This window comes from Tolypothrix sp. FACHB-123 (genome assembly GCF_014697075.1).
Lineage (GTDB): Bacteria > Cyanobacteriota > Cyanobacteriia > Cyanobacteriales > Nostocaceae > Aulosira.
Map to the genome: position 1 here is coordinate 81055 of NZ_JACJRE010000001.1, position 24807 is coordinate 105861.

Genomic DNA, 24807 nt, shown 5'->3' on the forward strand with positions numbered 1-24807 from the left:
TATTATCCTTCTATTTGCGACGCTAAACGAATACCTGATGAATTACTTGATTGATGTCTTCTCCAAGCTTGGTCAATAATTTGTTCGACCTTACTAAAGAATGCGGTTTCCGAAAAATTTGTCACTGCATGATTACGAATATTTTGATAATCCCAGGTTATTTTCCCAGCTTCTAATAATGCAGCTTGTAAAGATTCTGGTGTTTGTCTTTTGAAAAACACCCCTGTTTTTTTAGGTACTTGAGTATCTAAAACACCACCTGCTCCGTATGCAATAACTGGAGTACCGCTAGCATTAGCCTCTACTGGGACTAAACCGTAGTCTTCTAAAGCTGCAACAATCACAGACTTAGCTTTAGAAAATAAGTCCTGACGTTGGCGATCGCTCACATGACCTAAGAACTCAATATTATCTAATGCTTTGGATTTTAAGCGTTCTTCTTCTGGCCCGTCACCGGAAATTAATAATCGCCATCCTAACCAATTAAAGGCTTCAATTATTATATCTAAACGCTTATAACTGATCATCCTGGCTGATGCCAAATAATATTCGTCTTTGGTTTCTGAAAAAGTAAATTTACTGGTATCAATAGGATAGTTAACTACTAGAGCTTGCTTTTGATATATATCTTGAATCCGGCGAGCGACAATGGAAGAATTAGCAATATACAAATCTGGTTCTTGAGAATATTGCAAATCTACCTTCCGCATGAGGTGGAATATTTTTTCAATTAACGGTGTAAAAAACCGATAGTCTTTATATTCTCGTAAATACGTTTCTGTATCCCATAAAAACCGGGTAACATTATGACAAAAGCAGATATGTAGCGCATGAGGACTTTTTCTGACTGCTTTAGCAAAGCTAGTACTACTACTAATAATCAGATCGTATTCTTGTAAGTTTAACGCCCGAAAAGCAGGAAAATACAAAGGAGCGATGAGGCGAAAATAATTAACTGCACCGGGAATATTTTGTAAGAAAGTTGTATTAACTATCCGCTCCCCTAAATCTATAGTTTTTTGGTGGTCGTATAACGAAGTATAAATATCGGCTGTAGGATAGCGTTTACAAAGTAACTCAAATACCCGCTCTGCTCCACCGCGCTGGGTTAAGTAATCATGGACTAGAGCAATTTTCATAGTTTTAATTTCCTCTAAAGTTTATTTGAATACTCCCCAGCAAGCTAATTCGTAATACTTCGACTTCGCTCAGTACTAGTTCGTAATTCGTAATTAAGACTATTTTGTTGAAAAAAATACCGCAGCGATCAAGTCTTAATTAGGAAATTTGAGACTGTTGTAAGCACCTCAGTACTTAACAAGAGAACTAAAGTGCTTACAAGCAGGACTAAAGTACTAACGACGAAATTAATTTAACCAACTGTAGCGAGCATTTTTTCTGTGGCGAAATAAGCGTTTTGTTCGGCTCGTAGTTGGTCGCAAAGTCTACCTGGGGGTAATTCAACATCATCGTAGGTGAGGACTCGATCCTTAGGAATATCGCGTTTGAGACGACATCCTTCGGCTAATCCCATTGGTAAGAGGTTTTGCTGTTGGGCGATCGCAGAATTTTCGCACTGTCCGTAGGTCATGTAGTAGCCGATACCATCTAAGGTTTCACCAGCTTTCAAATCAATTTTGGCGGTGGTGACTACATCTACCACTGGCCCAGCGAGGGGAGACATCACCGCATCTTGGAAGAGAACAGCACGGGCTACTGATAAAGGAACTTCAAAATGACAGAGGTGATAAGGGGTATAGAAGCTGTAAAGCGGCCCTTCACCGAGTTTGTATAAGTTGAGATAGTGGCGTTGTTTGGGGTCGTCGTGGGTAGCAAACACAAACACTCCTGGCCCTGGTTTTGCACCGACGACATAATCAACAATACCGCCGAGTTCCTTCAGCTGTTCTACGTCATACATATTGGTCATTTCATCCACATGACCGCTAAAGTCATAACCCAGCATTCCCCGTTTAGCCACCTTCATTCCTGTGGCGTTAGCAACAATCGCCTGTTCAAAGGAGATTTTTGTCCCATCAGCAAAGCTGGTCACCATGTGGGCTTTTTGACCCCAACGTTTTGCAAAGGCTTCTTGGGTGGTGGGATTGCGATATGGGTCTTGCAAACCTTTGATGTTACCGCACAACAAAGGAGTTAGACCAATACTTTTGACAAATCGGTAGAGGTTCATTTCTACCCCTGGCTGATCGCCGTCGCAAGCGCTGAGAATCACACCTGCTTTATCTGCATAAACCTTGAGGATCGGGCCGATAGTACCATCAAGTTCGGCATTCATCATAATCACATGCTTGCGATGGGCGATCGCACTCATGACAATCTGTGCGCCAAATTCCACCGCGCCAGTCACTTCAATTAAAGCCTCGATACCTTCAGCGCGACAGAGCAATTCTGCATCTTCGGTGACTGCATATTTACCATGCGCGATCGCATCTTCAATTTCTGTGATGTTGGCAACAATTTGCATATCTTCAATCCCAGCTTCTTGATAAGCAAGCTTGGCCGCATCAATTTTGCGGTTAGAGATAGCAACTAACTCCATTCCGGGGACTGAGTTAATAATTTGATTAGCAATTCCTCGACCCATAAAGCCGGCACCAATCATCCCCACTTTAATAGGTCTACCTAAATCCGCACGGGCTTGTAAAGCGCGATCGATAATAATCATGAGTTTAATTTCCTTTATTAATTTATTAAGGCAGAAGGAATAGAGGCAAGGGGGCAGGGAGCAGGGAGCAGGGGAGAAAAACTTACTCAATTCCCAATGCCCCATGCCCCATGCCCAAATTACACACTTACCCCACCAACAGGCATCATGCTTAATAATGGCCAATTTAAATCTTTTTCAGAAATTTCTGTGACTTCTATAGGCCATTGAATATTGAAAAATGGGTCATCATAACGTAAACCCCGTTCATAACCTGGGGTGTAAAATTCACCAACTTGATAGACAACTTCCGCATCATCTGTGAGTGCCTGATAGCCATGTGCAAACATTTCTGGAACATACAAAGCGCGGTGATTGTCTGCGGTTAGTTCAACACCAATATGGGATAAAAAGGTGGGAGAATCAGGACGCATATCAATAATTACGTCATAGATAGCGCCTTTAGTACAGCGAATTAATTTGGTTTCTGCTGCTGGTGCAAGTTGATAATGCATTCCCCGCAATGTACCTTTTTTGTAGTTAAAAGATACGTTACACTGAGCTACTTTTGGCTTTAATCCATGTGCCATAAATTCTTGAGCGCAGAAACTCCGGGCAAAGAAACCACGGTTATCTTGCTTCTTTTCTAATTCAATAATAAATGCGTCTTTCAGTTCAGTTTTGGTAAAAATCATAAATAGCCTCAAAGAGTAAATTGTATTTATTGGGCATTGGGCATTGGGCATTGGGCATTGGGCATTTGCCTCCTTCCCTAGTTCCTCACCCCTATCTAAACTACTTGCACGGTTTCTGATGAGGAATTGAAATTTAATCTGGGAAATCTATCATCCCAATATTGAGTACAAAGTTCAGGTCTTTCTGGTGGGTTAGCTGTGTAACAGAAAAATAAAGTTACTCGTTCTTCTTGGCGTACAGTTCCATGATGTAAGGTATTTTTCGTATCTGCAATTACTACAGTACCTACCGGGCCTGTACATGATTTCCAAGCTGATTGAGGAATAACTTTCTTGACTATTTCATCATCAATACCCATATATCTAGACTGCCAAAGTTTGTAGTACAGCCAGTAATATTGCCACTTAAATAAAGAAGTCAGAGAGCGAGGAATATATTGAAAAGGCCCTGATTTTTCTCCTACATCTTTTAAGGGAATAAATATTTTGATAATCCGGCGGTCTTCAGCATCACTATGCCATAATAAAGTACCAAATTGATGGTCGCTAGGGAAATCTTGGCGCAAGTGTACGCCATGAAAATTGACAGGCAAACCGATATAATTTTCAATGATATCCAGCAGTCTTTTTTCTGTCGCCCAGGCGTAAATTTCTGGTGACTCTGTAACTGTATGAATTTGCGGCCAATTTTCGTGGAGCGGAGCTTTTTGATATGTTTGTATCTGAGACCAGAGATTATTAGCAGCTTTGAGCATATCGGAAGTAGAAGATAATCCCAATTCTGCCAATGTAGTTGTATAAACACCCTCGCGTTTGAGTGTTTTTAAAATTTGGCGATCGCGTTTTTCAAGAACAGGTAAATTTTTCCGATGCTTCCAGCGCGCGATCGCACAGACTAAGTCAGAATATAAGGCATAAATTTTACCTTTGACCGCGTTCCACATAAAATCAATTTCCTTTGAGTATCTAATGACTTAGTTCTCTTTTTTTTTGAAATTGTTGAGTAGCAACTTCCGCAGTTTCAGCAATCCTAGCTTCTTTAAATACATTGCATCAACAACAGATAATCCAATTAAAGCTATAAATGGAACTACTGTTTTAATCGCTGACATCGGCCATCGTCTTAAAGCACCGAAAAAAACTTTCAGATTAACTTCTTTACCATTTTGCAACAACATCCGTCTGCAAAATTGCTTGGAATAACCGCTATCTTCTAGTTTTAAGATAACTTCGGGTATGTGTTTGTATTGCATTAATAGTGCAGACTTTGGCTCTTTTTGCCAATAACTCACACCTACAACACATTCTAAAAAAGTTTCTTTTGTTACAATTACACTACCGTTAGCAGCACAATATCCCGCTAAATATGCTAGAGATATCCAATTATTTGCTGCATCTGGCCAACGTTGCAGAGCTTGTTTAACTATATCAGTGCGATAAACTGTAGCCGTGAGAAATATGACTGCGCCTACACTTTTAGAAAAACAATGTTCAAAGATGGCTTTACCATCGCCACAACCATCTTCACTATCTACGTCAAACCAGCGATTTCCCACTATTGTTGGTGGGTGGACTGGTTCACCAGTAATTTTATTATGACCAGAAAAATTTAGAAATATTAGTGATAAATCTTCATGCTGTTTTAGCTTATGAATAACATAAGGAATAGCTCGATTTTGAATTGGATCGTCATCGCCAATTGTCCAAACATACTTGGTTTTAGCAGAATTTAGACAATAAAGGATATTTCGCATTACACCTAAATTTTCCGAATTTCGCTGAGATTTAAATGTAATGTTACTGAGTATTTTTTGCCACTTTTTAATTACATCTTGTGTATTGTCCGTCGAACAATTATCAGATACGAAAATTTCACATTCCAATTCAAACCCTCTAATAGCTTGAGACAACCAGTCTAGCTGTTTGTCAAGCAATTCAGCGCGGTTATAAGTAGGAATCGCAATAGTAAGCAATTTATTCATTTAATAGTGGAAATCTATCTAATTAATTGAAAAATAAATTGTTGTAAGTGATAATTCCTAAATAAAACCAGTAATCCGGAGATTTTTATTTATTTCTAGAGTAAATTTAGCTTGTATAAATTAGTCTAGAAATTTATAGTTAAAAATACCCAAAAACCTGGTATACAGGTTTTTGAGTGTAATTGTTGGTTAAATAAGTAGCAAGCTACCTATCTTTTAGCCCAAAAAAAGTCTTTGTCAATTTGCTCGGTGCGAATTAAATATTCTAGTTGCTTTAACCGCGTAAATCCTCTAAACAAGAAAGTATCTTCTGTCATATCAATTTGGCTGAACAAATTGAATAATTGTTGAGCACCAAGTTGGGCATTCCAATCACATTTAAATCCGGGTAATATGGCGTTAATTTTCTCAAAAGATACCCGATAACTGCGGTTATCTGCACCATTTTCACCAAAAGATAACTGACAACCGGTAAATACATCTGCAATGATTTCTGCGATTTCTTTAACTCGATAGTTGTTGGAAGTATCGCCAACGTTGAAAATTTGCTTGTGTACAATATCACGGGGTGCTTCAATAGCACAAACAATGGCTTTGCAGATATCTAGTGCATGAACCAAGGGACGCCAAGGAGTACCATCACTGGTCATTTTGATTTCCTTGCTAGTCCAGGCTAATCCAGCCAAATTGTTTAACACAATATCAAATCGCATTCTGGGAGAAGCGCCAAAAGCTGTAGCATTACGCATAAAGGTAGGTGAGAAATCATCATCAGCTAATGGCATGACATCTCGTTCTACCAAAGTTTTACATTCTGCGTAGGCTGTCTGGGGATTCACAGGTGATTCTTCTGTGACATCGCCCTCGGTGGCTACACCATAGACGCTGCAAGAGGACATATAGATAAAACGACGTACACCTGCTTCTTTAGCCAATTTAGCTAGGCGGACTGAACCTTGATGATTGATGTCATAGGTAATATTGGGTGATAACTGTCCGGTGGGGTCGTTGGAGAGTTCTGCCATATGAACGACAGCTTCCACACCTTGCAAATCTTTGAGGATGATATTGCGAATATCTTTATTGAGGGTTTTGGCTGTTACATCAGTACCGTTATACAACCAACCAACTTTATAAAAGCCAGTATCGACACCAATAACTTCATGTCCGCGTTCGATTAACAGAGAAGGTAATAATGAACCGAGATAACCTTCTGTTCCAGTGACTAATATTTTCATTGTTGTCTGTGCCTATGTATTTCTATGAGATTGAAGCGTTATATAGGATTCATACTTGACTTTTGAAATATACGTAGGGAAGCCACTGCGCCTTTACAGCTTTCCCATCTCTTCAGTGGCGTTAGGCATTGCCCACCCTACAGATACTGATATTTTTTCACCAAATCAAATCAGATTCCTATAGTATTTATTGCTGGGAAATTATAGCCAGTTCAATACAATTTTTACTGAGCTTAATTACTTCCGCAAATTGAAATTAATGAACAGATAAAGCTAAATGTGACTGTTCGGGGATTTGTGCCACAATTGCTTTGCCAATTTCTAAGGAAGAAGTAGCAGCTGGGGAAGGCGCATTGCAAACATGAATCGAGTTTTCACCTTGAACAATCAAAAAGTCATCGACAAGGGAACCGTCGTTTTTCAATGCTTGGGCGCGAACTCCGGCGTGGGTGGGAACTAAATCATTGGCTTGAACTTCGGGAATGAGTTGTTGCAAACTGCGAACGAAGGCGGCTTTGCTAAAGGAACGAATAATTTCTTTAATACCTTCATCGGCGTGTTTGGCGGCTAATTTCCAGAAACCGGGGTAAGCCATGACTTCCGCAAAATCCCGCAAGTCAAAGTCAGTTTTGTGATAACCTTCGCGTTTAAGGCTGAGAACTGCATTCGGCCCGGCGTGAACGCTACCATCAATCATGCGGGTAAAGTGAACGCCCAGGAAGGGGAAATCGGGGTTAGGAACTGGATAGATGAGGGTTTTGACGAGATAGCGTTTTTCTGGGGTGAGTTCGTAATATTCGCCCCGGAAAGGCACAATTTTCGCTTGTGGTTCAACTTGCCCTAGTTTAGCAATGCGATCGCTATGTAAACCAGCACAATTAATGACAATGCGAGTTTCAAAGCTACCGTTGTTGGTTTCTATTACCTGATTTTTACCACTACGGCGAATGTTCTCGACTTTGGTATTGAGGCGTAAATCTCCACCCTGTTGTTTAATTAATTCAGCGTATTTCTGGCTAACTTGCTTATAGTTAACAATACCAGTAGAAAATACTCTGATTCCCCCTACACAACTCACATGGGGTTCAATTTCTTTGACTTCTTCGGGACTAATTTTTTTTACGGGAATCCCATTTTCTAAGCCACGTTGGTAGAGATTTTCTAGGCGTGGTAATTCTGCTGCTGAAGTAGCGACAATTACCTTACCACAAATCTCATGTTCGATGCCATTTTTTTGGCAGAATTCTACCATTGATTTAGCACCATCACGGCAGAATTGAGCTTTAAAACTGCCTGGCTTGTAATAAATTCCTGAGTGAATTACACCACTATTATTACCTGTTTGGTGAAATGCCCAGTTGCTTTCTTTTTCTAATACGAGAATTCTGGCGTTGGGATAACGGTTACCTAATGCCATCCCTGTAGAAAGCCCAACTATTCCCCCACCAATAATTGCAAAATCGTACATTAGTATTATTGCGCCTGTAAAAACAAATTAGTAGTTAGGAGCTAGATTTTATTTATAACTCATAACTCAGTTATGACCACACTTTCCAAGGAGCCTGGCCTCTCTTCCATAGGTCTTCTAGATAGTTTTTATCGCGTAGCGTATCCATTGGCTGCCAAAAGCCTGTGTGTTTGTAAGCTGATAATTGTTCCATATCAGCTAGCTTTTCTAATGGTTCTTTCTCCCAAACTGTAGCATCATCAGTAATAAAGTTAATTACTTCTGGTTCTAGCACAAAATAACCACCATTAATCCAAGCACCATCGCCTTCAGGCTTTTCTCTAAAGCTAGTAATTTTAGTTTGTTCTTGTCCTAAAGAAATTGCCCCAAAACGACCCGCAGGTTGGACGGCTGTAAGTGTGCCTAAAGTCTTTTGTTCTTTATGTAATTTAATGAGTTCTGTAATATTTACATCACTCACACCATCACCATAAGTAAAACAAAAAGTATCATTTCCCAAATGTTCGCGCACTCGTTTTAAGCGTCCACCTGTCATGGTATTATCACCAGTATTAACTAAGGTGACGCGCCAAGGTTCTGCATAGCCAGAATGCACATTCATCTGATTAAATCGCATATCAAATGTTACATCTGACATGTATAAAAAGTAGTTAGCAAAATACTCTTTAATGATGTAACCTTTATAACCGCAGCAGATAATAAAGTCATTAATCCCATGAGCAGAATAACTCTTCATGATGTGCCATAAAATTGGCTTTCCACCAATTTCTACCATTGGCTTAGGTCTGATACTAGTTTCTTCACTGAGGCGTGTACCAAGACCTCCAGCCAAAATCACTGCTTTCATGCAATTACCTCAAAGATTTGCAGGGTAGTTAGTTAGTTATTGATATGTACTGTGGTTAAGCTCATCCCACCCCTAAAAGGATACTGCTGGCGAATTAGGGATAAGACCATCGCTTATTCCGAAATCCCGCCTTTACCCTAGAAAGGTGTGCCTTTGCAAGCTCAATTTCTTTAGCCTGCGGAGGCAGGCTTTGTAGCATTAGCCCCAGACTTATAGCCTGTGGGCAATCTGTCGGACAAGCGAGAAAAGTGTTTGGATCAACAAATTAGCGAATGAGTATTTTCTGACTCAAAAATTGACAATTTGGTAGTCCACCCTTCAGCCAAGCTTTGTCTACAATGAGTCGGTGTCTCAATACCCAACTGCTGGAATTCTGAATCTCGATCGAGATGAAGCGAACGCACCTTGTTTGAGAAAAATTCTTATGCGATTTATTTTTCTCCGTAAATAATCTAACTAGATTTTTGCCTTGATTTATAAAGGAAAGATGAATTAAAATGTTTTATATGTAAAAGCTTTATGAATATTCTTTAGATTAAAAATTTAAAATCTAAATGAAATATAAATTTAACATCCAAATAAATAGGGTTAGCGCAAGCTAACCCCGATATAGCTGATTTTTCAGCAATAATTACTAAGAGACACGAGTAATTAAATTTACTCCCGGTCAACAGTCAACAGTCACCTACCTTGTAGTCTCACCATTCAACATTGATGTACTTTGGAATAAAGTATCACATTTGTTTTCGACAACAATACAGAGACTACTGAGAGCTTGTTGGTAATTATCCATATCTTCAAGCTCCAGAGATACCTTAGCTGAGGTCTGCAAATCATCGATGGCTTGGAGACGATTTGTATTGGCGTTACGACCACCGTATTGTGAGAGTTCGTAGCGAATCATACCTCGTTTGAGGTAGGCTTTGGCCATTTGTGAATTTATGCTTAATGCTTGGTCAAAGTCAGCGATCGCCCGATTGTACTCTTGCACATAATTACTGCTATATTGGGCGATTTGCGAATAGACAACACCCCTTTGGTAGTAAGCTTCTGCTTTTGTGGGATTGAGATTAATCGCTTTGCTAAAGTCATTCAGTGCTAGCTGATAATCTTGTTGAGAGTCGCCGCTATATTTAGCCATTTGCGATCGCACTACACCGCGTCTGATGTAAGCTTCAATTTCTTTACTATTCAGGCGGATTGCGTTGTTAAAATCGGCGATCGCTAGAGTATATTCCCGATCGGGATCGTTACTATATTCAGCCAGCATGTAGCGAACGTTACCCCGATTCACAAAAGCTTTAATTTCTTGGGGATTGATTTTTAAAGCTGCGGTATAGTCTGTCAGTGCCCCTTCGTAGTCTTTCATATTGTAGCGAGCATTAGCCCGGTTAATATGAGCTTTGGAATGATTGGGGTCTTTTTCTAGGGCTTGATTAAAGTTTTCAATGGCGCGCGCATAATCGCGGATTTTATAAGCCGCATGACCTTGTTTATAGTAGTCAGCAAAGTTGAGATTGTTGTTAGTTTGTTTTTGTGGTGTAAGCAAACTTTGCTGAGTATAAGCATTTTGGGTGACATTGGTAAATTTTACCATCACATCTAAGTACCCTAACATGCCAAAACCCAACAAACACAAGGCTACAGGATAAAACTTCTTCTGTTGCTTGAGTCTTTGATACAAGGGTGTTTTTTGCGAAACTCCTGTTTGCCAATAAGTTGACAAGGGAATTGCTGGTTGAGTTGGTCTGTGGCTTGGCTGATTGGCGCGTTTTTTGGTGGGGATACGGGGTTTAAGATGTTCTTTGGCAGCGATCGCTTTATGTGATGGGAAGGGATCGCGTCCGCCTAAACGTAAAGTCCGTTCGCACCAAGGACAGGAGTGGAGATGGTTGTTGTAGTTATGTTGGGGATTGACGCTACAGGTAACTAAGCTATCTTCAGCTTCCGCAATTGCCGATAGCCAAGTTTGAGCGCTAGGACGCAGATGGGGATTTTGATGGCCATCCTCAAAACAACGCAAAAATAGTTCTTGCAAGGCGGGATGGAGAATTTCCCAAGCTGGTGCAATCGGTGTTGGTTGGTAGGGTACTTGCCGCTTTTTACTGTAAGTAAAATGACCGGCTGCAATGCGGGATTCATAGGCTGGTGGTTCGCCAGCGCCTTGATAAATCCCAGAAAATGGGTGAGTACCTTCCATTAATAGTTGGAAGATGATCACTCCTAACCCAAATAAATCATGGGTAATTTCGCGATCGTATTGGGAAAAAATCTTATTTTGCAGTTCTGGTGGGGTAAACTCTGGTTTACCTACAGGACAGCGGTAGACAGCATTGCTATCTGGATCGATAACTTGGAAGGAATCTGTGTCTACTAAGGTTACTAGGGCGGTGTCGCTGACGAGAATATTTGACTCGTTGACATCACCGATACAATAGCCACTATTATGCAAAGCTGCAAAAGCTGCTGCCAGATTTCGCGCCGTGCGCAGCAGGTACTGATAGTTGAATAAAGGACAATGTTGGCGGCGGGTTCTGGGGTTGTAAAAGTCAATAATTGGACGCATCCCCCGAATGCGCGGCATTAAAAAGCCGATAATGCGATCGCTACCATCGACGGCGCGCAATAAATCCAACGGCCAAGCAATCGAAATATGTCCCAGACTCGCTGTCGGGTTTTCTGGCGGATTGGCCAGCATGGCTTGCAGTTTGTAAGCGTGGTCTACTGTCGGTTTATGATAAACCTTAGCCACTAAATTGCTATGAGATGGTACTGCATAGATACATGCTTCACCACCCCGCCCTAAACTGACGTTAAGGCTGAGAATTTCTTGTTTCGGAAAACAACGTAGTACCTGCATGATAAAGTCACGGTTAACGGGGGTTATTTAAAAATGCTTAATCTGGCGGAATCGTGGCTTATGGTTTGCCCAGAGCAGCTATGATGAGCGTTAAATCATCATCGGTACGTTGTGTAATCCGCTCAGACCCTAAAAATTTGACTAACTGTTCCTTGGCTAAAGTCTTATCCTGGGTATTCGCCACAAAGTCGAATAAGGGAAAGAAGAATGGTTTGTGTGGTTCTCCAACTACCATATTTAAAGCCAGCATTTGTAGTCCATCGGTGAGCAGGCCAACGTTGACTATGGCTTCTCGCCATAATCTCATTTGCGCTGTTTCTAAAGCTCCCGGCGAAGTCAGAAAAGTGGTTTCATTAATGTATTCACCACTATCAGGCATGGTTAATGCCAGTAGGTTACCCATGCTATCCTTCGCTACTGCTAAGCCGTCACCAATTTGAGCTACGGCCACCACTTCTGGTGTGGCAACCATAAGAATTAAAGTAGTTGCTAAGTCCTGAGGTTGTTTATTACAAGCTGCGGCTTCGTCTTCCACTGCTTTTTTTGCGGCTAGCATCGCGTCTGCCAACAGCGATCGCACACTCGCGTCATCAGCTAGGGTATCACAAGTTACTTCTTTAATCGATATATTTTCTATTGCTGTTTCTACAGCAATCATTGCTCCGACTTTCCCTTGGCTAGCTGAACCAGCCCCATCTGCTGCCGCCGCTACTAACACATTATCTGACAATAATTGCCAGTGGTGAGCATCCTGACACAGCTGTTTGTTTTTGAGATGGCTAGTACCACATACTGATGCAGCTACCACCTGCCATTGAAGTATCTGTTTGGTCATATTCATAAATTTTCTTGCAACAACTAGCTGTGTTAGTATCCAGTTGCAACGCCGATTAAACAGTACCCCAACCAATTGGTGGTAGTGCTACCTGTTCATCTATCTGTGAGTGAGAAACAGCTGACATACTAGCTGACAGCCAAACAAACATTTCGATAAAATTTAGTCCTTTGAGTTTTAGCGGTGTCCGCACACCTATTTGATTTAGGCGTGTCATATTGGCATTTTCTACCCCAACAGTAAAAAATGCTACCCGCTTGCTGGCTTCATCCCCTTGTAAACGCTTACTCGCTTGCTCGACAACTTGGTCTAGCTCCCCTTGTGGCTCTCCATCGGTAATCATGAATACCCAAGGACGGTAGTAAGCAATACCATTGCTCCGGTACTGAGATTTCCGCTCCTGAATCATATCCAAGGCTTTATTAATCCCTGAACCCATTGTAGTCAATCCTTGTGCTGTCAGGATTGGTGGGTTAAATTGATCGGCAGTGACAAAGTCTTGTACCACATTGACATTACTATCGAATGTGACTATTGCTACTTCTACCCTTCTAGCTGCTAATGAGTTCTTGATTAATTCATCCTTTAAACTCAGCAAACCTTGATTTAAAGCCTCTATTGGCTCTCCTTGCATAGAACCAGATGTATCTAGTAATAATACGCAAGGACAACGAGGTTCTGGATTCTCAGCAAATTCTACGACTTCATCAAGCCTTAATGTATCATGCATAACGTTTTGTGTTATGTTATAATTCAAACTCTTTTTTCCTTTTACTAAAAGTATATAGTTCCTAAGGTGGCACAAACTACATTTAAGAGATTTTTTGGTAGATAGCTTAACCTTTATTAATTAAGATAATTGGGACTCAATTCTCTAAATCTTCAGAAAAATCTTCAGCAAGAGCTATTTGAGTCAGATAGGAAACCACTTAGAGTTTACATTAACTTTATCAAAACAGCTATTAACGGTTATAGTTACCGTAAACCCAGAATACAATAAACACATACCTCTGGCCATACAGAAATTTAAAGCTTTTGTGTAGAAACCCCTAATTTTATATAAAAAGAATAAATCTCTCAGACTCAACAATATAATCATCAGAATTATCCTCAGGTAAATCTATCAATCTGAGTTGATTTAGTGAACTTGCAAACTAGAGGTAGAAAACAGCAGTTAAAGCGCTTCTAAGTGTAATTAGCTAAGTATGCGCCAATCAAATAGGAGTCCTATATGTTCGCTACAAATTAAAATCACTAGTTAAATTAGCAGCTTCAGTAAGCCGTACAAAAATTAACAAACAAGCTATACTGTTGTCTTTATAGCTTCTGAGATATAAATATATTTCCCTAAAAATAAATTGTTTTTAGAGAAAAATAAACACTAAAACCATTCCTCATTAGCGTCATTTTAAATTTACCTAGATTAACGTTGATTTCCGGAAAATTGAGCATATGAATCTTAGCGGCACATTTACCAAACTCAGTCCCCAGAATTTATTAAGTCAGTTATCTAAAAGTTCTGACAGCACTTGTCTGCAAGCATTTAGTAACTCAGTTTCTTGGGCTGTTTATCTAGAACAAGGCAAAATTACCTATGCTACCCACTCAATCGAACCCTTCGATAGACTAGAACGTCATTTACGCCGTCTTAGTCATCAAGTACCTCTACTGAACAGTCAAACTCGCGTTCAATTACGTCTGATGTTTGAACTTGACTCCCCCAGTCAACAGATAGAACAACAGAGTAATTTGGTTAATCATCCGGCTGAGTACCAAGCTATTACTTGGCTTGTTAACCAAGGACATTTGCACTCGACGCAAGCAGCTGTGTTGATTCAAGAATTGGTGAAAGAAGTAATTGAATCTTTGCTGTTAATTAAAGTAGGTAACTTTGAATTAAGCAACTTACCTCCTGATGTCCCAAAACTTTGCAGGCTAGACGTAGAAAAAATTATCGAACGTTGCCAAGCAAGAATACAGCGCTGGCAAGCTTTTGCTCCTTATATTTCTTCTCCTTATCAGCGTCCTTACCTGTTTATCAACAAATCTATCCAGAACCCAACATTTTTAGATTTGCAACCAAACTTAACTAACTGGATGAAGGGTTTTAGCCTGCGTCATTTGGCAGTAATTATGAACCAAGATGAGATCCAACTGGTTCAACAACTGTACCATTACATCGTCAATGGCGGAATTATCTTGCATGAAGCAGACCCACCATTTGATAAATTACCAAAGACATTTGGCGAATTCACACCCTCTGCTGAACAGATAACAGCACCTGTACCACAGGAATTAGTCGATCCAGTAGTAGAATCAGGTAGTATAGATGCTAAAACCTATCCCAACCTGTTTGTAGATGATATACCTTACTTTGAAGAACCACCATATACTTCTTCTCCGGTTGAAGACGAGTTTCAGGAATTAACCACAACAAATAACATAAATTTTGCGCCGGAAAGAGTAACTACTGCTACTGCTACTGCTAAAAAACTTTACAAAATCATTTCTGTAGATGATAGTCCGACTATTCTTAAAGAAATTAGTCGTTTCTTAGAGGATGAAAATTTTTCTGTAGTTACTATTGAAGATCCATTAAAAGCTGTGATGTCAATTATTCGGCACAAACCAGACTTAATTTTATTGGATCTAAATATGGCAGGTATTGATGGTTATGAATTGTGCCGAATTATACGTAATAACTCACTATTCAAAAATACTCCCATTATATTTGTTACAGGAAATAAAGGACTTGTAGACAAGGTAAAGGCAAATTTAGTAGGAGCTTCTGGTTACCTCACCAAGCCTTTTACCCGTGCTGAATTACTAAAGCTTGTCTTTATGCATTTAGCCTGATTACCTAAAATCATACCAGTTTAAAAAGTGAATTAACAGCAATATGGCTACAGTTTTGGTCGTTGAAGATACGCCTTCGCAATTAGAATTAATTAATAATTTTCTCAAAGATAGCGGTCACATTGTGCTGAAAGCTTATGATGCTAAAGATGGTCTAGATCAAGCAGTCAATAACCATCCTGATGTGATTATTACTGATGTAGTTATGCCAGGATTGAGCGGATTTGAATTTTGTCGGCAATTGAAAAGAAATCCGGTGACAGAGAAAGTACCGATTATTATTTGTAGTTCTAAGAACAAAGAAATTGACCGAATTTGGGGGATGAGGCAAGGCGCAGATGTATATTTAACTAAACCTTTTACTAAACAAGACTTACTACGCGCTTTGGAATCGGTTTTTGGTTAAGATCATCGATAATTAAATACATAATGTATTGTTAGTAAATTAAGTATTTTTGTAGGGGCACAAACATTTTTGTGCCCTTGTAATAATTTGCACATAGAACCAAAATATTTTATACCAATTTAAATATGATTTGCGGCATATCAATATATTCTAGGGGGCATGGCATTGCCATGCTGTTGCATTATTTTCGCCAATTGGTATGAATTCACGTTGATAAATTCAACATCTACCAGATTATTTCCGCAATTTGCTGGAAGCAACATAGTAGGATTGTTCAAGTGAATGGGTAGACTTTGCTATAGAGCTGCGATCGCTCTTTAGCAAGCACCCTAAAATGAGAGCAAAAGACGATTCCTAAAACAAGCACACTCCATGCGTATCTCTTTAAACTGGTTGCAAGAACTAGTAGAAATCAAACTGAGCCATGAAGAATTAGCCGAAACCCTGACAATGGCTGGGTTTGAAGTAGAAGATATTGAAGACCGCCGCACTTGGGCTAATGGCGTGGTTGTGGGGAAAGTGCTTGAGCGTCAACCCCACCCCAACGCTGATAAATTAAGTGTGTGTCAAGTAGATATTGGTGCAGCTGAGACTTTAAATATTGTCTGTGGTGCGGCGAATGTCCGGGCTGATATTTATGTACCAGTTGCGACTACAGGTACTTATTTACCAAATATCGATTTAAAAATTAAGCCGGCGAAACTGCGCGGTGTTCCTTCTCAAGGAATGATCTGTTCTTTAAAGGAACTGGGTTTAACTAGCGATGTCGATGGAATTCATATTTTTACCCAAGAAAATCTCGCCTTGGGTAGCGATGTCCGGCCTTTGTTGGGGCTAGATGATGTCATTTTAGATGTCACCGCCACAGCCAACCGCGCTGATGCTTTAAGTATGGTGGGTATCGCCAGGGAAGTCGCCGCTTTGACTGGTGGGAAGTTGAATATTCCCCAACCGGGTGAGGTGACGATTAACCAAGGTGGGGGAAATTTAGGCTTAAGCATTTCCGAAACCCAAGCTTGTCCTGCTTATTTTGGCACTGTAATTGAACAGGTAACAATTGCGCCTTCGCCAGCATGGTTACAACAACGCCTACAAGCTGCTGGCGTGCGTCCCATCAATAATGTTGTGGATATTACTAACTATGTATTGTTTGAATGGGGACAACCTTTACACGCATTTGACCGCGATCGCCTGCAAGCTGTGGCGGGAAATGGTAATTTAAATATTGGCGTCCGCTTCGCCGCAAATGGGGAAACCCTGAAAACCTTGGATGGACAAACGCGCAACCTCACCGCCCAAAATTTATTGATTACCGCTAACGATAAACCAGTGGCGATCGCAGGTGTGATGGGTGGAGAAGAAACGGAAGTTGATGCAGGTACGCAAAATCTAGTTTTAGAAGCCGCTTTATTTGATTCTGTGGCGATTCGTCGTTCTTCTCGCAGTGTAGGTTTAAGAAGTGAATCCTCTGGAAGATATGAACGGGGCGTCAACCGGGCGGAATTAGAAGTCGCCTGTCGTCGCGCTTTATCCCTGCTCACAGAACTGACTGGTGGCGTCATTATTCAGCAGGAAATTGCCGATACTCGCCCTGATCCGTCAACTTGGACAAGTTCCATTGGGTTGCGTTTAGATAGGCTGAATCAAGTACTCGGCCCCATCGATTTAGGGGAGGAAACTGGGGAATTAGAAGAACAAGACGTTGAACGCATCCTCACCGCCTTAGGCTGTCAACTTACCCCAACAGGCGATCGCTCTTGGACAGTTTCCGTACCGCCTTACCGTTACCGCGACTTAGAACGGGAAATTGACTTAATTGAAGAAGTCGCCCGTCTCTACGGCTATGACAAATTTTGTGATACCCTACCGCAAAAAGCCGAAGCAGGTTATTTACCTTTAGATCAGGAATTAATTCGCAAATTGCGCGCTTATTTCCGCGCCGCCGGACTGACGGAATTAATTCAATATTCTTTAGTTAAGCCCGGTGAAGATAGACAAGTCGTACTCTCAAATCCCTTGTTTGTTGAATATTCGGCGCTACGTACCGATTTAATGGCTGGGTTAATTGATGCTTTTCAATATAACTTAGAGCAGGGGAATGGTTCGCTGAATGGCTTTGAAATTGGGCGGATTTTCTCCCAAGGGGAAGATGGTTTACAAGAAGGCGAAGCGATCGCGGGTATTATGGGAGGCGATCGCACCCTCAGCAAATGGACAAGTAGCGGACGAGAACAACCCCTGACTTGGTACGAAGCCAAAGGGATTTTAGATAGCGTTTTTCGCCAACTAGATTTACAGGTAGAATACCAACCAGATTGCCGTGACGAACGCTTACACCCTGGGCGCACAGCTTCTCTGTGGATTGGCGGTAACAGACTGGGTATTTTTGGACAACTCCATCCCCAAATCCGTAGAGAAAAGGGTTTACCAGATTCCGTGTACCTGTTCCAGCTAGATACTGATGTGCTGTTAGATGCGTTAGATCGCGATGAAAGTCTAGTACCAGTATTTCATGCTTATTCCACCTATCCCGCCAGCGATCGCGATATCGCTTTCTTTGCACCTGTAAAAGTTACCGTTGCGGAAATCGAAAGAGCAATTAATAAAGCTGGTAAAGGCTTACTGGAATCTGTGGAATTATTTGATGAATATCGCGGCGAACATGTTCCTACAGGACAACGTAGTTTAGCATTTCGTCTAGTTTACCGTGCGAGCGATCGCACTCTCACCGATACCGAAGTTGAACCAGTACACAACAAAGTCCGGGAAGCTTTGGTAGAAAAATTCGGTGTCAGTTTGAGAAGTTAATGCAGCGTAAATAGGGCTGTGCAATGAAAATACTGGCCAAGGCTATGATTTTTCGTTGCTAAGGGTTGCAGCACATTGACGATGGGAGATAAGGGAACTCCAAAAAATAAATTATCCCAAATCCTAGGGACGGGGTCACCTCGCCTCTAGGATTTACTGCATCTGAGTTTCTGAATTGCGAATTGCTACAAATTCTACATTGGTGTAGCGTCTTTGCAAAAGAAGGCGTGAAACTTGCTTCACCGTAAGTTTACAGCTAAAAGAGAATTACTTGAGTATTTTTAATTAAATAAATTCACTCATGTAACTAAAATTTTAAAATTTTTAGGTGTTATTAGCTCGCTAAACAACGGAGATTTTACTTAAGTAAGTAAACCATTTAATGAAATTTATTTAAAGTTAATCAAAAAGTCTTTCGGGAATTATTACGAGATATTAAAATCAAATGATCTAAGCAACTGTAAATAACTGATTGTCATTAATCGATTTAAAAATAAAAGTTTATGCAAACCAATGTAAATAATAATTTAGAAGCAGTTTCTGATATAGACAATCAAACTGGTGTGGAGTCTTTAGCCCAACAGTGGGCAAAAAAGTATGTGCAGAACCTGCAAGTTGATACTAACTATTCAGATAGCGTCAAGACGCAGGATTTAGCGGAAATAGTCTCACTCACAGGTAGAGAGAAAACTGCACAGAAAATTACCGAGTCTTTACGGAGTGTCAGCGCCAAAGCCTGGAACCAAACAGAAGCACTGTTAGCAGAACAAGTTAAGTTACATTCTATAAATTCCAGCCTCATTAATCCCTGGGAAATTGCTGGAGATTCGTTTAACATTTATCAAAAAGTTTTGGAAGTATATACTCAAAAAGCCACATTACGACCGTTGGCTTTGGTAATGCAACTAGCACAAGAAGGTAATCCACTTTATGAACAAGCATTACAAGTCTATACAGAACAAGTTGCTCCTAACCAATTAGCTACAGTTGTGGGTGCAGATATTGGAGTAATTAGAAAAAAATATACAAGTAAAGATCCTAGAGTTATTGGCTTTGTGACAATGCAGTTTCATTACACCAGCCAAATGTTGCTAGAAGATCTTGAGCCAATAGAGCGATCGCTAATTGGTGCATACTTTAAAGTGATTGACGATCACTTATACATGCCCCTACAACGAGCTTATGAAGCCGCAGCTAGGCATGATTATAATTCAGCAGCAATGTCCGCAGTTCGCAAGCTGTTACCCATTAGTACAGCAATTGCCAAGAACATTTGCCACAAGGTAATAGAACTCTATCCCCATTCCCGTTGTCTTTCTGGTGCTTTGAGCGATCCAATAGTCAAAATCTCTAGCATCCGCGATGTAGAAATGTTTCAGGTATACCTGTGGGTGTGTGTTTTAGAAGGAAATATTGACGCTGTGTTACAAGAGTTATTTCCCTTGTGTCTGATGCTGTATCCGACATTAAACGTGGAGTGGGATATAGTTCGGCAAATGCTGGTTTTGCTCAAGCAAGAAATAGAAACACACCTCACATCAGCAGAAAATCATACCTTAATTGCCTATTTGCAAGCGTTGCAGGAGATGTTCTCTAAAGAAGTCATTGGTTGATTTGGGTACTGATAAAAAAGTTAAGATGCTCTCGTTAGTTTAATATGATTGATGCGGCATAAATATCTGAGATATTCAGAGATTTGCAAAATGCCGTTGATTTTTTTGGCTTTTAATCAAGCCTAATTCTGTAATTTAATTTCGACTTTGTTATGCCCAAATACATCATGTGGGGAAGTTACTGCGAAGACGTTTTGGAAAAACGCGCCCCTTATCGCCAAGCTCATTTAGACGGATTAGCCAAACAAAAAGAATCTGGCGTGTTGATTACTATCGGCCCTACCAAAGATGTGACCCAAGTTTTTGGTATTTATGAAGCTGAAGATGAAGCCACCGTGCGCCAGTTAGTTGAAAATGACCCCTACTGGCAAAATGGTATCTGGACTGAATATTTTGTCAAAGAGTGGATTCAGGCGATTGGGTGAAATAATTCGTAATACTTCAGCTGCGCTCAGTACAAGTTCGTAATTTTTGCTCTGCGTACTCTGCGTACTCTGCGTCTCTGTGGTTATACCAAATCAAATATGTTTGCGACACATCAATATATTCTAGAGGGCACGGCAGTGCCATGCCCCTACTGTCGCATTCTTTTTTCAAATTGGTATTAGATAATTTTTTTCACCGCAGAGAACACAGAGAAATAAAAGATTTTCAATCAATAAAGCTTCTACTAAACCCCTACTAATAACCTGGCTTTGCGCAAAATAAAAGTTAGAATCGTCTCTTCTTGCGAAATAATATCTGCTTGTACTTCCATCCCTGGAAAAATTGCATATTGGCGATCGCTTTTGATTAAATAAGTTTTTTGCGGTTGAATTGTCACCTCAAAATATGGCGCAGTCGTTGTAGTTGGGTTGGGATTTTGTTCGGTAATAGCATCGGCAGCAACCCCAGTCACTTTACCTTCTAAAGTACCATAATCTGTATAGGTATAAGCCGATACGCGCATATTCACCCGTTGTCCAAGGCTCACTGTGCCAATATCTTGGGGAGATACCCGCGCTTTGATTGTTAAGGGAGAGTTCTCCGGAGCAATTTGGGCGATGATATCACCAGGACGCACTAGTTGTCCTGGGTTGCGTAAGTTTAGCTTCAAGATGGTTCCATCTACTGGGGTACGAAGTACCATATCTTGCAAGTCATCGCTAGTCTGTTTGAGTTCCTTGGTGTCTCGATCAATTTGCGTCTGAAGCTGGATTTTTTGTTGTATCAAGGCTTCCCTATCCTTTTGCAGGGTAGCAAGAGTTGATTTTCCTCTGGCTTGGGCTTGGGCGATTTGTTGTTGAGCGATCGCAATTGTCGCAGAAGTTGGATTAAGGCTAGTTTTCGCCCGTTCTAACCTGGCTTTTGCAGCTATATAGTTTTGGCGCTTGCTTTCCACTTGCACCATTGCAATTGCTCCTTCTTTCCCCGCACGTTCAAAGGCTGTAAACTCGGCTTGAGTTGCAGCGACATTGGCTTGGGCTTCTTCTACTTCCCGTAGAGCGATCGCTTTTTTATCTTCGTACTCCCGCTCAATGCGAACTAGCTCAGATTGTGCAGATGCAGTAGTGCGATTCATTAAATTTTGCTCTGCGGCTATCTGAGAGTTAAGATTTACTCTTTGCGCTTCTAATTGTCGAATTTGTTGGAAAATTTGCTGAATACTGGTTTCTAACTGCTTTTTGCGGGTTTGTAAGCGAGAATCATCAATCAGTGCAATTACTTGCTCCTGTTTAACTTTTTGATTTTCAGCTACAGCTAACTTGTTAATTGTCCCTTCCGCAGCCGCCTGGATAATTTTTACCTCACCATTAGGGCGCACCACAGCAGGCGATCGCACAACTACGGGGAATGGAGTCACTGCTGCTATCCCAACAGCTATACAAATTCCCCCCAACAGAAAAGCACCGCCCAACGTCGCCCAACGACTAATTGGGGGCATAAATTCATCGCTATCCAAAGGAATGACAAATTCTTCATTAGCGGATTGCGGCTTTTTCTGGGGAAACTCTGGGCTGGATGGGCTAACCATGCGGCTTAAATATCAAGGTATATTTTTTGGCTCTGTATTTAGATTACCCACCACAAATATTTTCTATCTTTCAGCTAGGTGTTGCTTTAGCTCTACTTTTGGGCATTTTAGGGGATAAGAACCAACAAAAAAATCCCTTTTAACTTCTTATACCAATTCTCCAAAATTCAGCAACAGATACAAAGTCTGGAAGCCTTGTGACATCTGGCTTTCTTAATTTTGAATTTTAAATTGGTATTATCTCTGTGTTCTCTGCGCCTCTGCGGTTCAATAAATCTTTTAAAAACCACACCAGACACAGAGAGCGCAGAGAAAAACCGAACCCTATTGAAATCACAGGTGCTATTCACGTTATATATATGAAATACAAAAGCGTTTTACAGCATAGTGAAGAAGATTGCGGAGCGGCTTGTCTGGCGACAATTGCCAAGCATTATCAAAAAATATTTGCACTCAACCGTATCCGGGAATTTGTCGGTACTGGTAAGCAGGGAACAACACTACTAGGATTAAAGCGAGGGGCGGAAGCTTTAGGCTTTAATACCCGTTCGGTGAGGGCTTCACCCGCTATTGTAGATAGGCTAAACGAGCTACCTTTACCCGCGATTATTCACTGGAAAGGTTATCACTATGTAGTTCTTTACGGACAACGTGGTAACAAATACGTCATTGCCGATCCGGCGGTGGGAATTCGCTACATCCCTAAGCAGGAGTTAGTTGCAGGTTGGAATGATGGCATTATGCTGTTGTTGGAACCCGATCCGATTCGCTTTTACCAACAACCGGAAGATAAAGTTAGTGGATTCACTCGATTTTACAAACGTGTTGCGCCTTATCGGGGAATTTTATTTGAGTCTTTACTAATTAACTTATTTCTTGGCGTGTTTTCCCTAGCATCGCCGTTTCTGATTCAAATTCTCACCGATGATGTGCTGATTCGGGGCGATACCCAATTACTCAAAGGATTAGCGATCGCCATTATCATGATGACAATTGTCAGTAGTGCCCTCAGTTTAATTCAAGCTAACCTCGTTACCCAATTTGCCCAACGTCTAGAATTAAGTTTAGTTATGGAGTTTGGGCGAAAAATTCTCCGCTTACCCTTAAGCTATTACGAAGCCCGTCGCAGTGGAGAAATTATTAGCCGCTTACAAGATATTCAACAAATTAATCAATTAGTAGCGCAATCTGTCATTACCTTACCAAGTCAATCTTTAATTGCTTTAATTTCCTTGAGTTTAATGATGTTCTATAGCTGGAAGCTAGCAATAATCGTGCTGATTCTAGCTGTAATTAGCAGTATAACTACCCTGATTTTTTTACCAATTTTGCAACAGAAAATCCGTAGCATTATGGTGTTAGATGCAGAAAATCAGGGATTGCTAGTAGAAACTTTCAAAGGTGCTTTAACTCTCAAAACAACTACAGCACAACAGCAATTTTGGGAAGAATTGCAAAGTCGTTTTAGCCGCTTGGCTAAGTTAATTTATAGTACTGCACAAATTAGCATTACTAATAACACATTTTCGACTTTCATCTCTGGGGTGGGTGGTATTGTTCTGCTGTGGTTTGGTAGCAGTTTGGTAATTGGGCGAGAACTGAGCATTGGACAATTAATCGCCTTTAATACTATGAGTGGCAATTTTCTCAACTTTATTACTGGTTTGATTAACTTCGTTGATAAATTCATGCGGGTGAAAACTGCTACTCAACGCTTATCGGAAGTGATTGATACCACCTCAGAAATTGACGAAACTGATAATAAAGCTTATGCCCAAATTCGTGATGATGCGGATATTACTTTATCTGAATTAGTATTTCATCACATTGGGCGGGTGGATTTACTCGATAATTTCTCATTAATAATTCCCGGGGGAAAAACTACAGCCATTATTGGTAAATCTGGATGTGGTAAAAGTTCCATAGCCAAACTAATTTCTGGGCTTTATGCTTACAAATCGGGTAATATCCGCATTGGCGCGTTTAACTTACAAGATTTGGCGCTGGATTGTCTGCGCCAGCAAGTTGTACTAGTACCCCAAGATGCTCACTTTTGGAGTCGTTCGATTGTCGAAAATTTTCGCCTGGGTTCCCCAAATATTAGTTTTGAGCAAATTGTATTTGCTTGTCAAATTGCCGGAGCCGATGAATTTATTAGTAAATTACCAGATAAATATCAAACTATTTTAGGTGAATTTGGTGCTAACCTATCTGGAGGACAAAGACAAAGGTTAGCAATAGCCAGAGCGATCGCAAACGATCCACCTGTGCTAATTATGGATGAATCCACAGCCGGACTAGATCCCATCAGCGAAGCCGAAGTCCTCAATAGATTACTAGCTGCGCGTCGGGGAAAAACCACAATTATGATCAGCCATCGCCCCAGAGTTATACAGCGAGCCGATTGGATTATTTTCCTAGAGCAGGGGAAAGTAAAAATCCAAGGTACCTGCGAAGATTTAGAAAATCAAGATGGCGATCACATTAACTTCTTAAAACCCTAATAACCTGTAACTGACA

Annotated in this window: 18 protein-coding genes; 6 read left to right on the forward strand and 12 right to left on the reverse strand. The window is 40.7% G+C overall.

Going from position 1 to position 24807, the window contains the following annotated elements; all coding sequences use genetic code 11:
• Positions 1 to 2: 2 nt before the first annotated feature.
• From H6G41_RS00275 to H6G41_RS00325, 11 genes are all read right to left on the reverse strand, one after another.
• The gene (locus H6G41_RS00275) at positions 3 to 1139 is read right to left on the reverse strand and encodes a glycosyltransferase (RefSeq protein ID WP_190742527.1); all 1137 of its coding nucleotides are present in this window, start codon (positions 1137 to 1139) and stop codon (positions 3 to 5) included.
• A 233-nt stretch (positions 1140 to 1372) separates the two neighbouring features.
• Entirely contained in the window at positions 1373 to 2686 is a 1314-nt protein-coding gene (locus H6G41_RS00280; protein WP_190742529.1) for an NAD(P)H-dependent oxidoreductase, read from the reverse strand.
• Between the two features lie 119 nt (positions 2687 to 2805).
• A complete protein-coding gene (gene rfbC / locus H6G41_RS00285; protein WP_190742864.1) occupies positions 2806 to 3360 on the reverse strand; it encodes a dTDP-4-dehydrorhamnose 3,5-epimerase in 555 nt (184 codons plus the stop codon).
• A 95-nt stretch (positions 3361 to 3455) separates the two neighbouring features.
• Positions 3456 to 4304 carry a phytanoyl-CoA dioxygenase gene (locus H6G41_RS00290; RefSeq protein ID WP_190742531.1) on the reverse strand — a complete coding sequence of 283 codons (849 nt, stop codon included), beginning with the start codon at positions 4302 to 4304 and terminating at the stop codon, positions 3456 to 3458.
• 30 nt (positions 4305 to 4334) lie between these two features.
• Positions 4335 to 5342: a glycosyltransferase family 2 protein gene (locus tag H6G41_RS00295; RefSeq protein WP_190742533.1), complete on the reverse strand. Its 1008-nt coding sequence runs from the start codon at positions 5340 to 5342 to the stop codon at positions 4335 to 4337.
• A gap of 209 nt (positions 5343 to 5551) precedes the next feature.
• Positions 5552 to 6580: an NAD(P)-dependent oxidoreductase gene (locus tag H6G41_RS00300; protein WP_190742535.1), complete on the reverse strand. Its 1029-nt coding sequence runs from the start codon at positions 6578 to 6580 to the stop codon at positions 5552 to 5554.
• A gap of 256 nt (positions 6581 to 6836) precedes the next feature.
• Entirely contained in the window at positions 6837 to 8048 is a 1212-nt protein-coding gene (lhgO, locus tag H6G41_RS00305; RefSeq protein ID WP_190742537.1) for an L-2-hydroxyglutarate oxidase, read from the reverse strand.
• Positions 8049 to 8118: 70 nt separating this feature from the next.
• Positions 8119 to 8895: a glucose-1-phosphate cytidylyltransferase gene (gene rfbF / locus H6G41_RS00310; RefSeq protein ID WP_190742539.1), complete on the reverse strand. Its 777-nt coding sequence runs from the start codon at positions 8893 to 8895 to the stop codon at positions 8119 to 8121.
• A gap of 685 nt (positions 8896 to 9580) precedes the next feature.
• Entirely contained in the window at positions 9581 to 11755 is a 2175-nt protein-coding gene (locus H6G41_RS00315) for a tetratricopeptide repeat protein (RefSeq protein WP_190742541.1), read from the reverse strand.
• Positions 11756 to 11813: 58 nt separating this feature from the next.
• The gene (locus H6G41_RS00320) at positions 11814 to 12596 is read right to left on the reverse strand and encodes a PP2C family serine/threonine-protein phosphatase (protein ID WP_190742543.1); all 783 of its coding nucleotides are present in this window, start codon (positions 12594 to 12596) and stop codon (positions 11814 to 11816) included.
• A gap of 49 nt (positions 12597 to 12645) precedes the next feature.
• Positions 12646 to 13320 (reverse strand): VWA domain-containing protein, encoded by a 675-nt coding sequence (locus H6G41_RS00325; protein WP_190742545.1) that lies wholly within the window; start codon positions 13318 to 13320, stop codon positions 12646 to 12648.
• Positions 13321 to 14042: 722 nt separating this feature from the next.
• Between H6G41_RS00325 and H6G41_RS00330 the strand changes: the two genes are divergently transcribed.
• The 5 genes from H6G41_RS00330 to H6G41_RS00350 all read left to right on the forward strand — a co-directional run bounded on the left by H6G41_RS00330 (position 14043) and on the right by H6G41_RS00350 (position 20698).
• Entirely contained in the window at positions 14043 to 15446 is a 1404-nt protein-coding gene (locus H6G41_RS00330) for a response regulator (protein WP_190742547.1), read from the forward strand.
• A gap of 43 nt (positions 15447 to 15489) precedes the next feature.
• On the forward strand, positions 15490 to 15852 hold the full coding sequence (locus H6G41_RS00335; protein ID WP_190742549.1) for a response regulator transcription factor: 363 nt from the start codon (positions 15490 to 15492) through the stop codon (positions 15850 to 15852).
• 372 nt (positions 15853 to 16224) lie between these two features.
• Complete coding sequence (gene pheT, locus H6G41_RS00340) at positions 16225 to 18660, forward strand: phenylalanine--tRNA ligase subunit beta (protein WP_190742552.1); 2436 nt, start codon at positions 16225 to 16227, stop codon at positions 18658 to 18660.
• A 503-nt stretch (positions 18661 to 19163) separates the two neighbouring features.
• Entirely contained in the window at positions 19164 to 20273 is a 1110-nt protein-coding gene (locus H6G41_RS00345; protein ID WP_190742553.1) for a hypothetical protein, read from the forward strand.
• A gap of 152 nt (positions 20274 to 20425) precedes the next feature.
• A complete protein-coding gene (locus H6G41_RS00350) occupies positions 20426 to 20698 on the forward strand; it encodes a YciI family protein (protein ID WP_190742555.1) in 273 nt (90 codons plus the stop codon).
• Between the two features lie 245 nt (positions 20699 to 20943).
• Here H6G41_RS00350 and H6G41_RS00355 read toward each other — a convergent pair whose 3' ends face one another.
• Positions 20944 to 22287, reverse strand: coding sequence for an HlyD family efflux transporter periplasmic adaptor subunit (locus H6G41_RS00355; protein ID WP_190742557.1), 1344 nt, complete (start codon positions 22285 to 22287; stop codon positions 20944 to 20946).
• 359 nt (positions 22288 to 22646) lie between these two features.
• Here H6G41_RS00355 and H6G41_RS00360 point away from each other — a divergent pair, with 359 nt between their 5' ends.
• Positions 22647 to 24791, forward strand: a complete 2145-nt coding sequence (locus H6G41_RS00360; protein ID WP_190742559.1) for a peptidase domain-containing ABC transporter — start codon at positions 22647 to 22649, stop codon at positions 24789 to 24791.
• Positions 24792 to 24807 lie beyond the last annotated feature (16 nt).

Coding starts and splice junctions, on each gene's coding strand:
- H6G41_RS00275 (WP_190742527.1), bottom strand. CDS start 1,139: ATGAAAATTGCTCTAGTCCATGATTACTTAACCCAGCGCGGTGGAGCA.
- H6G41_RS00280 (WP_190742529.1), bottom strand. CDS start 2,686: ATGATTATTATCGATCGCGCTTTACAAGCCCGTGCGGATTTAGGTAGA.
- rfbC (WP_190742864.1), bottom strand. CDS start 3,360: ATGATTTTTACCAAAACTGAACTGAAAGACGCATTTATTATTGAATTA.
- H6G41_RS00290 (WP_190742531.1), bottom strand. CDS start 4,304: ATGTGGAACGCGGTCAAAGGTAAAATTTATGCCTTATATTCTGACTTA.
- H6G41_RS00295 (WP_190742533.1), bottom strand. CDS start 5,342: ATGAATAAATTGCTTACTATTGCGATTCCTACTTATAACCGCGCTGAA.
- H6G41_RS00300 (WP_190742535.1), bottom strand. CDS start 6,580: ATGAAAATATTAGTCACTGGAACAGAAGGTTATCTCGGTTCATTATTA.
- lhgO (WP_190742537.1), bottom strand. CDS start 8,048: ATGTACGATTTTGCAATTATTGGTGGGGGAATAGTTGGGCTTTCTACA.
- rfbF (WP_190742539.1), bottom strand. CDS start 8,895: ATGAAAGCAGTGATTTTGGCTGGAGGTCTTGGTACACGCCTCAGTGAA.
- H6G41_RS00315 (WP_190742541.1), bottom strand. CDS start 11,755: ATGCAGGTACTACGTTGTTTTCCGAAACAAGAAATTCTCAGCCTTAAC.
- H6G41_RS00320 (WP_190742543.1), bottom strand. CDS start 12,596: ATGAATATGACCAAACAGATACTTCAATGGCAGGTGGTAGCTGCATCA.
- H6G41_RS00325 (WP_190742545.1), bottom strand. CDS start 13,320: ATGCATGATACATTAAGGCTTGATGAAGTCGTAGAATTTGCTGAGAAT.
- H6G41_RS00330 (WP_190742547.1), top strand. CDS start 14,043: ATGAATCTTAGCGGCACATTTACCAAACTCAGTCCCCAGAATTTATTA.
- H6G41_RS00335 (WP_190742549.1), top strand. CDS start 15,490: ATGGCTACAGTTTTGGTCGTTGAAGATACGCCTTCGCAATTAGAATTA.
- pheT (WP_190742552.1), top strand. CDS start 16,225: ATGCGTATCTCTTTAAACTGGTTGCAAGAACTAGTAGAAATCAAACTG.
- H6G41_RS00345 (WP_190742553.1), top strand. CDS start 19,164: ATGCAAACCAATGTAAATAATAATTTAGAAGCAGTTTCTGATATAGAC.
- H6G41_RS00350 (WP_190742555.1), top strand. CDS start 20,426: ATGCCCAAATACATCATGTGGGGAAGTTACTGCGAAGACGTTTTGGAA.
- H6G41_RS00355 (WP_190742557.1), bottom strand. CDS start 22,287: ATGGTTAGCCCATCCAGCCCAGAGTTTCCCCAGAAAAAGCCGCAATCC.
- H6G41_RS00360 (WP_190742559.1), top strand. CDS start 22,647: ATGAAATACAAAAGCGTTTTACAGCATAGTGAAGAAGATTGCGGAGCG.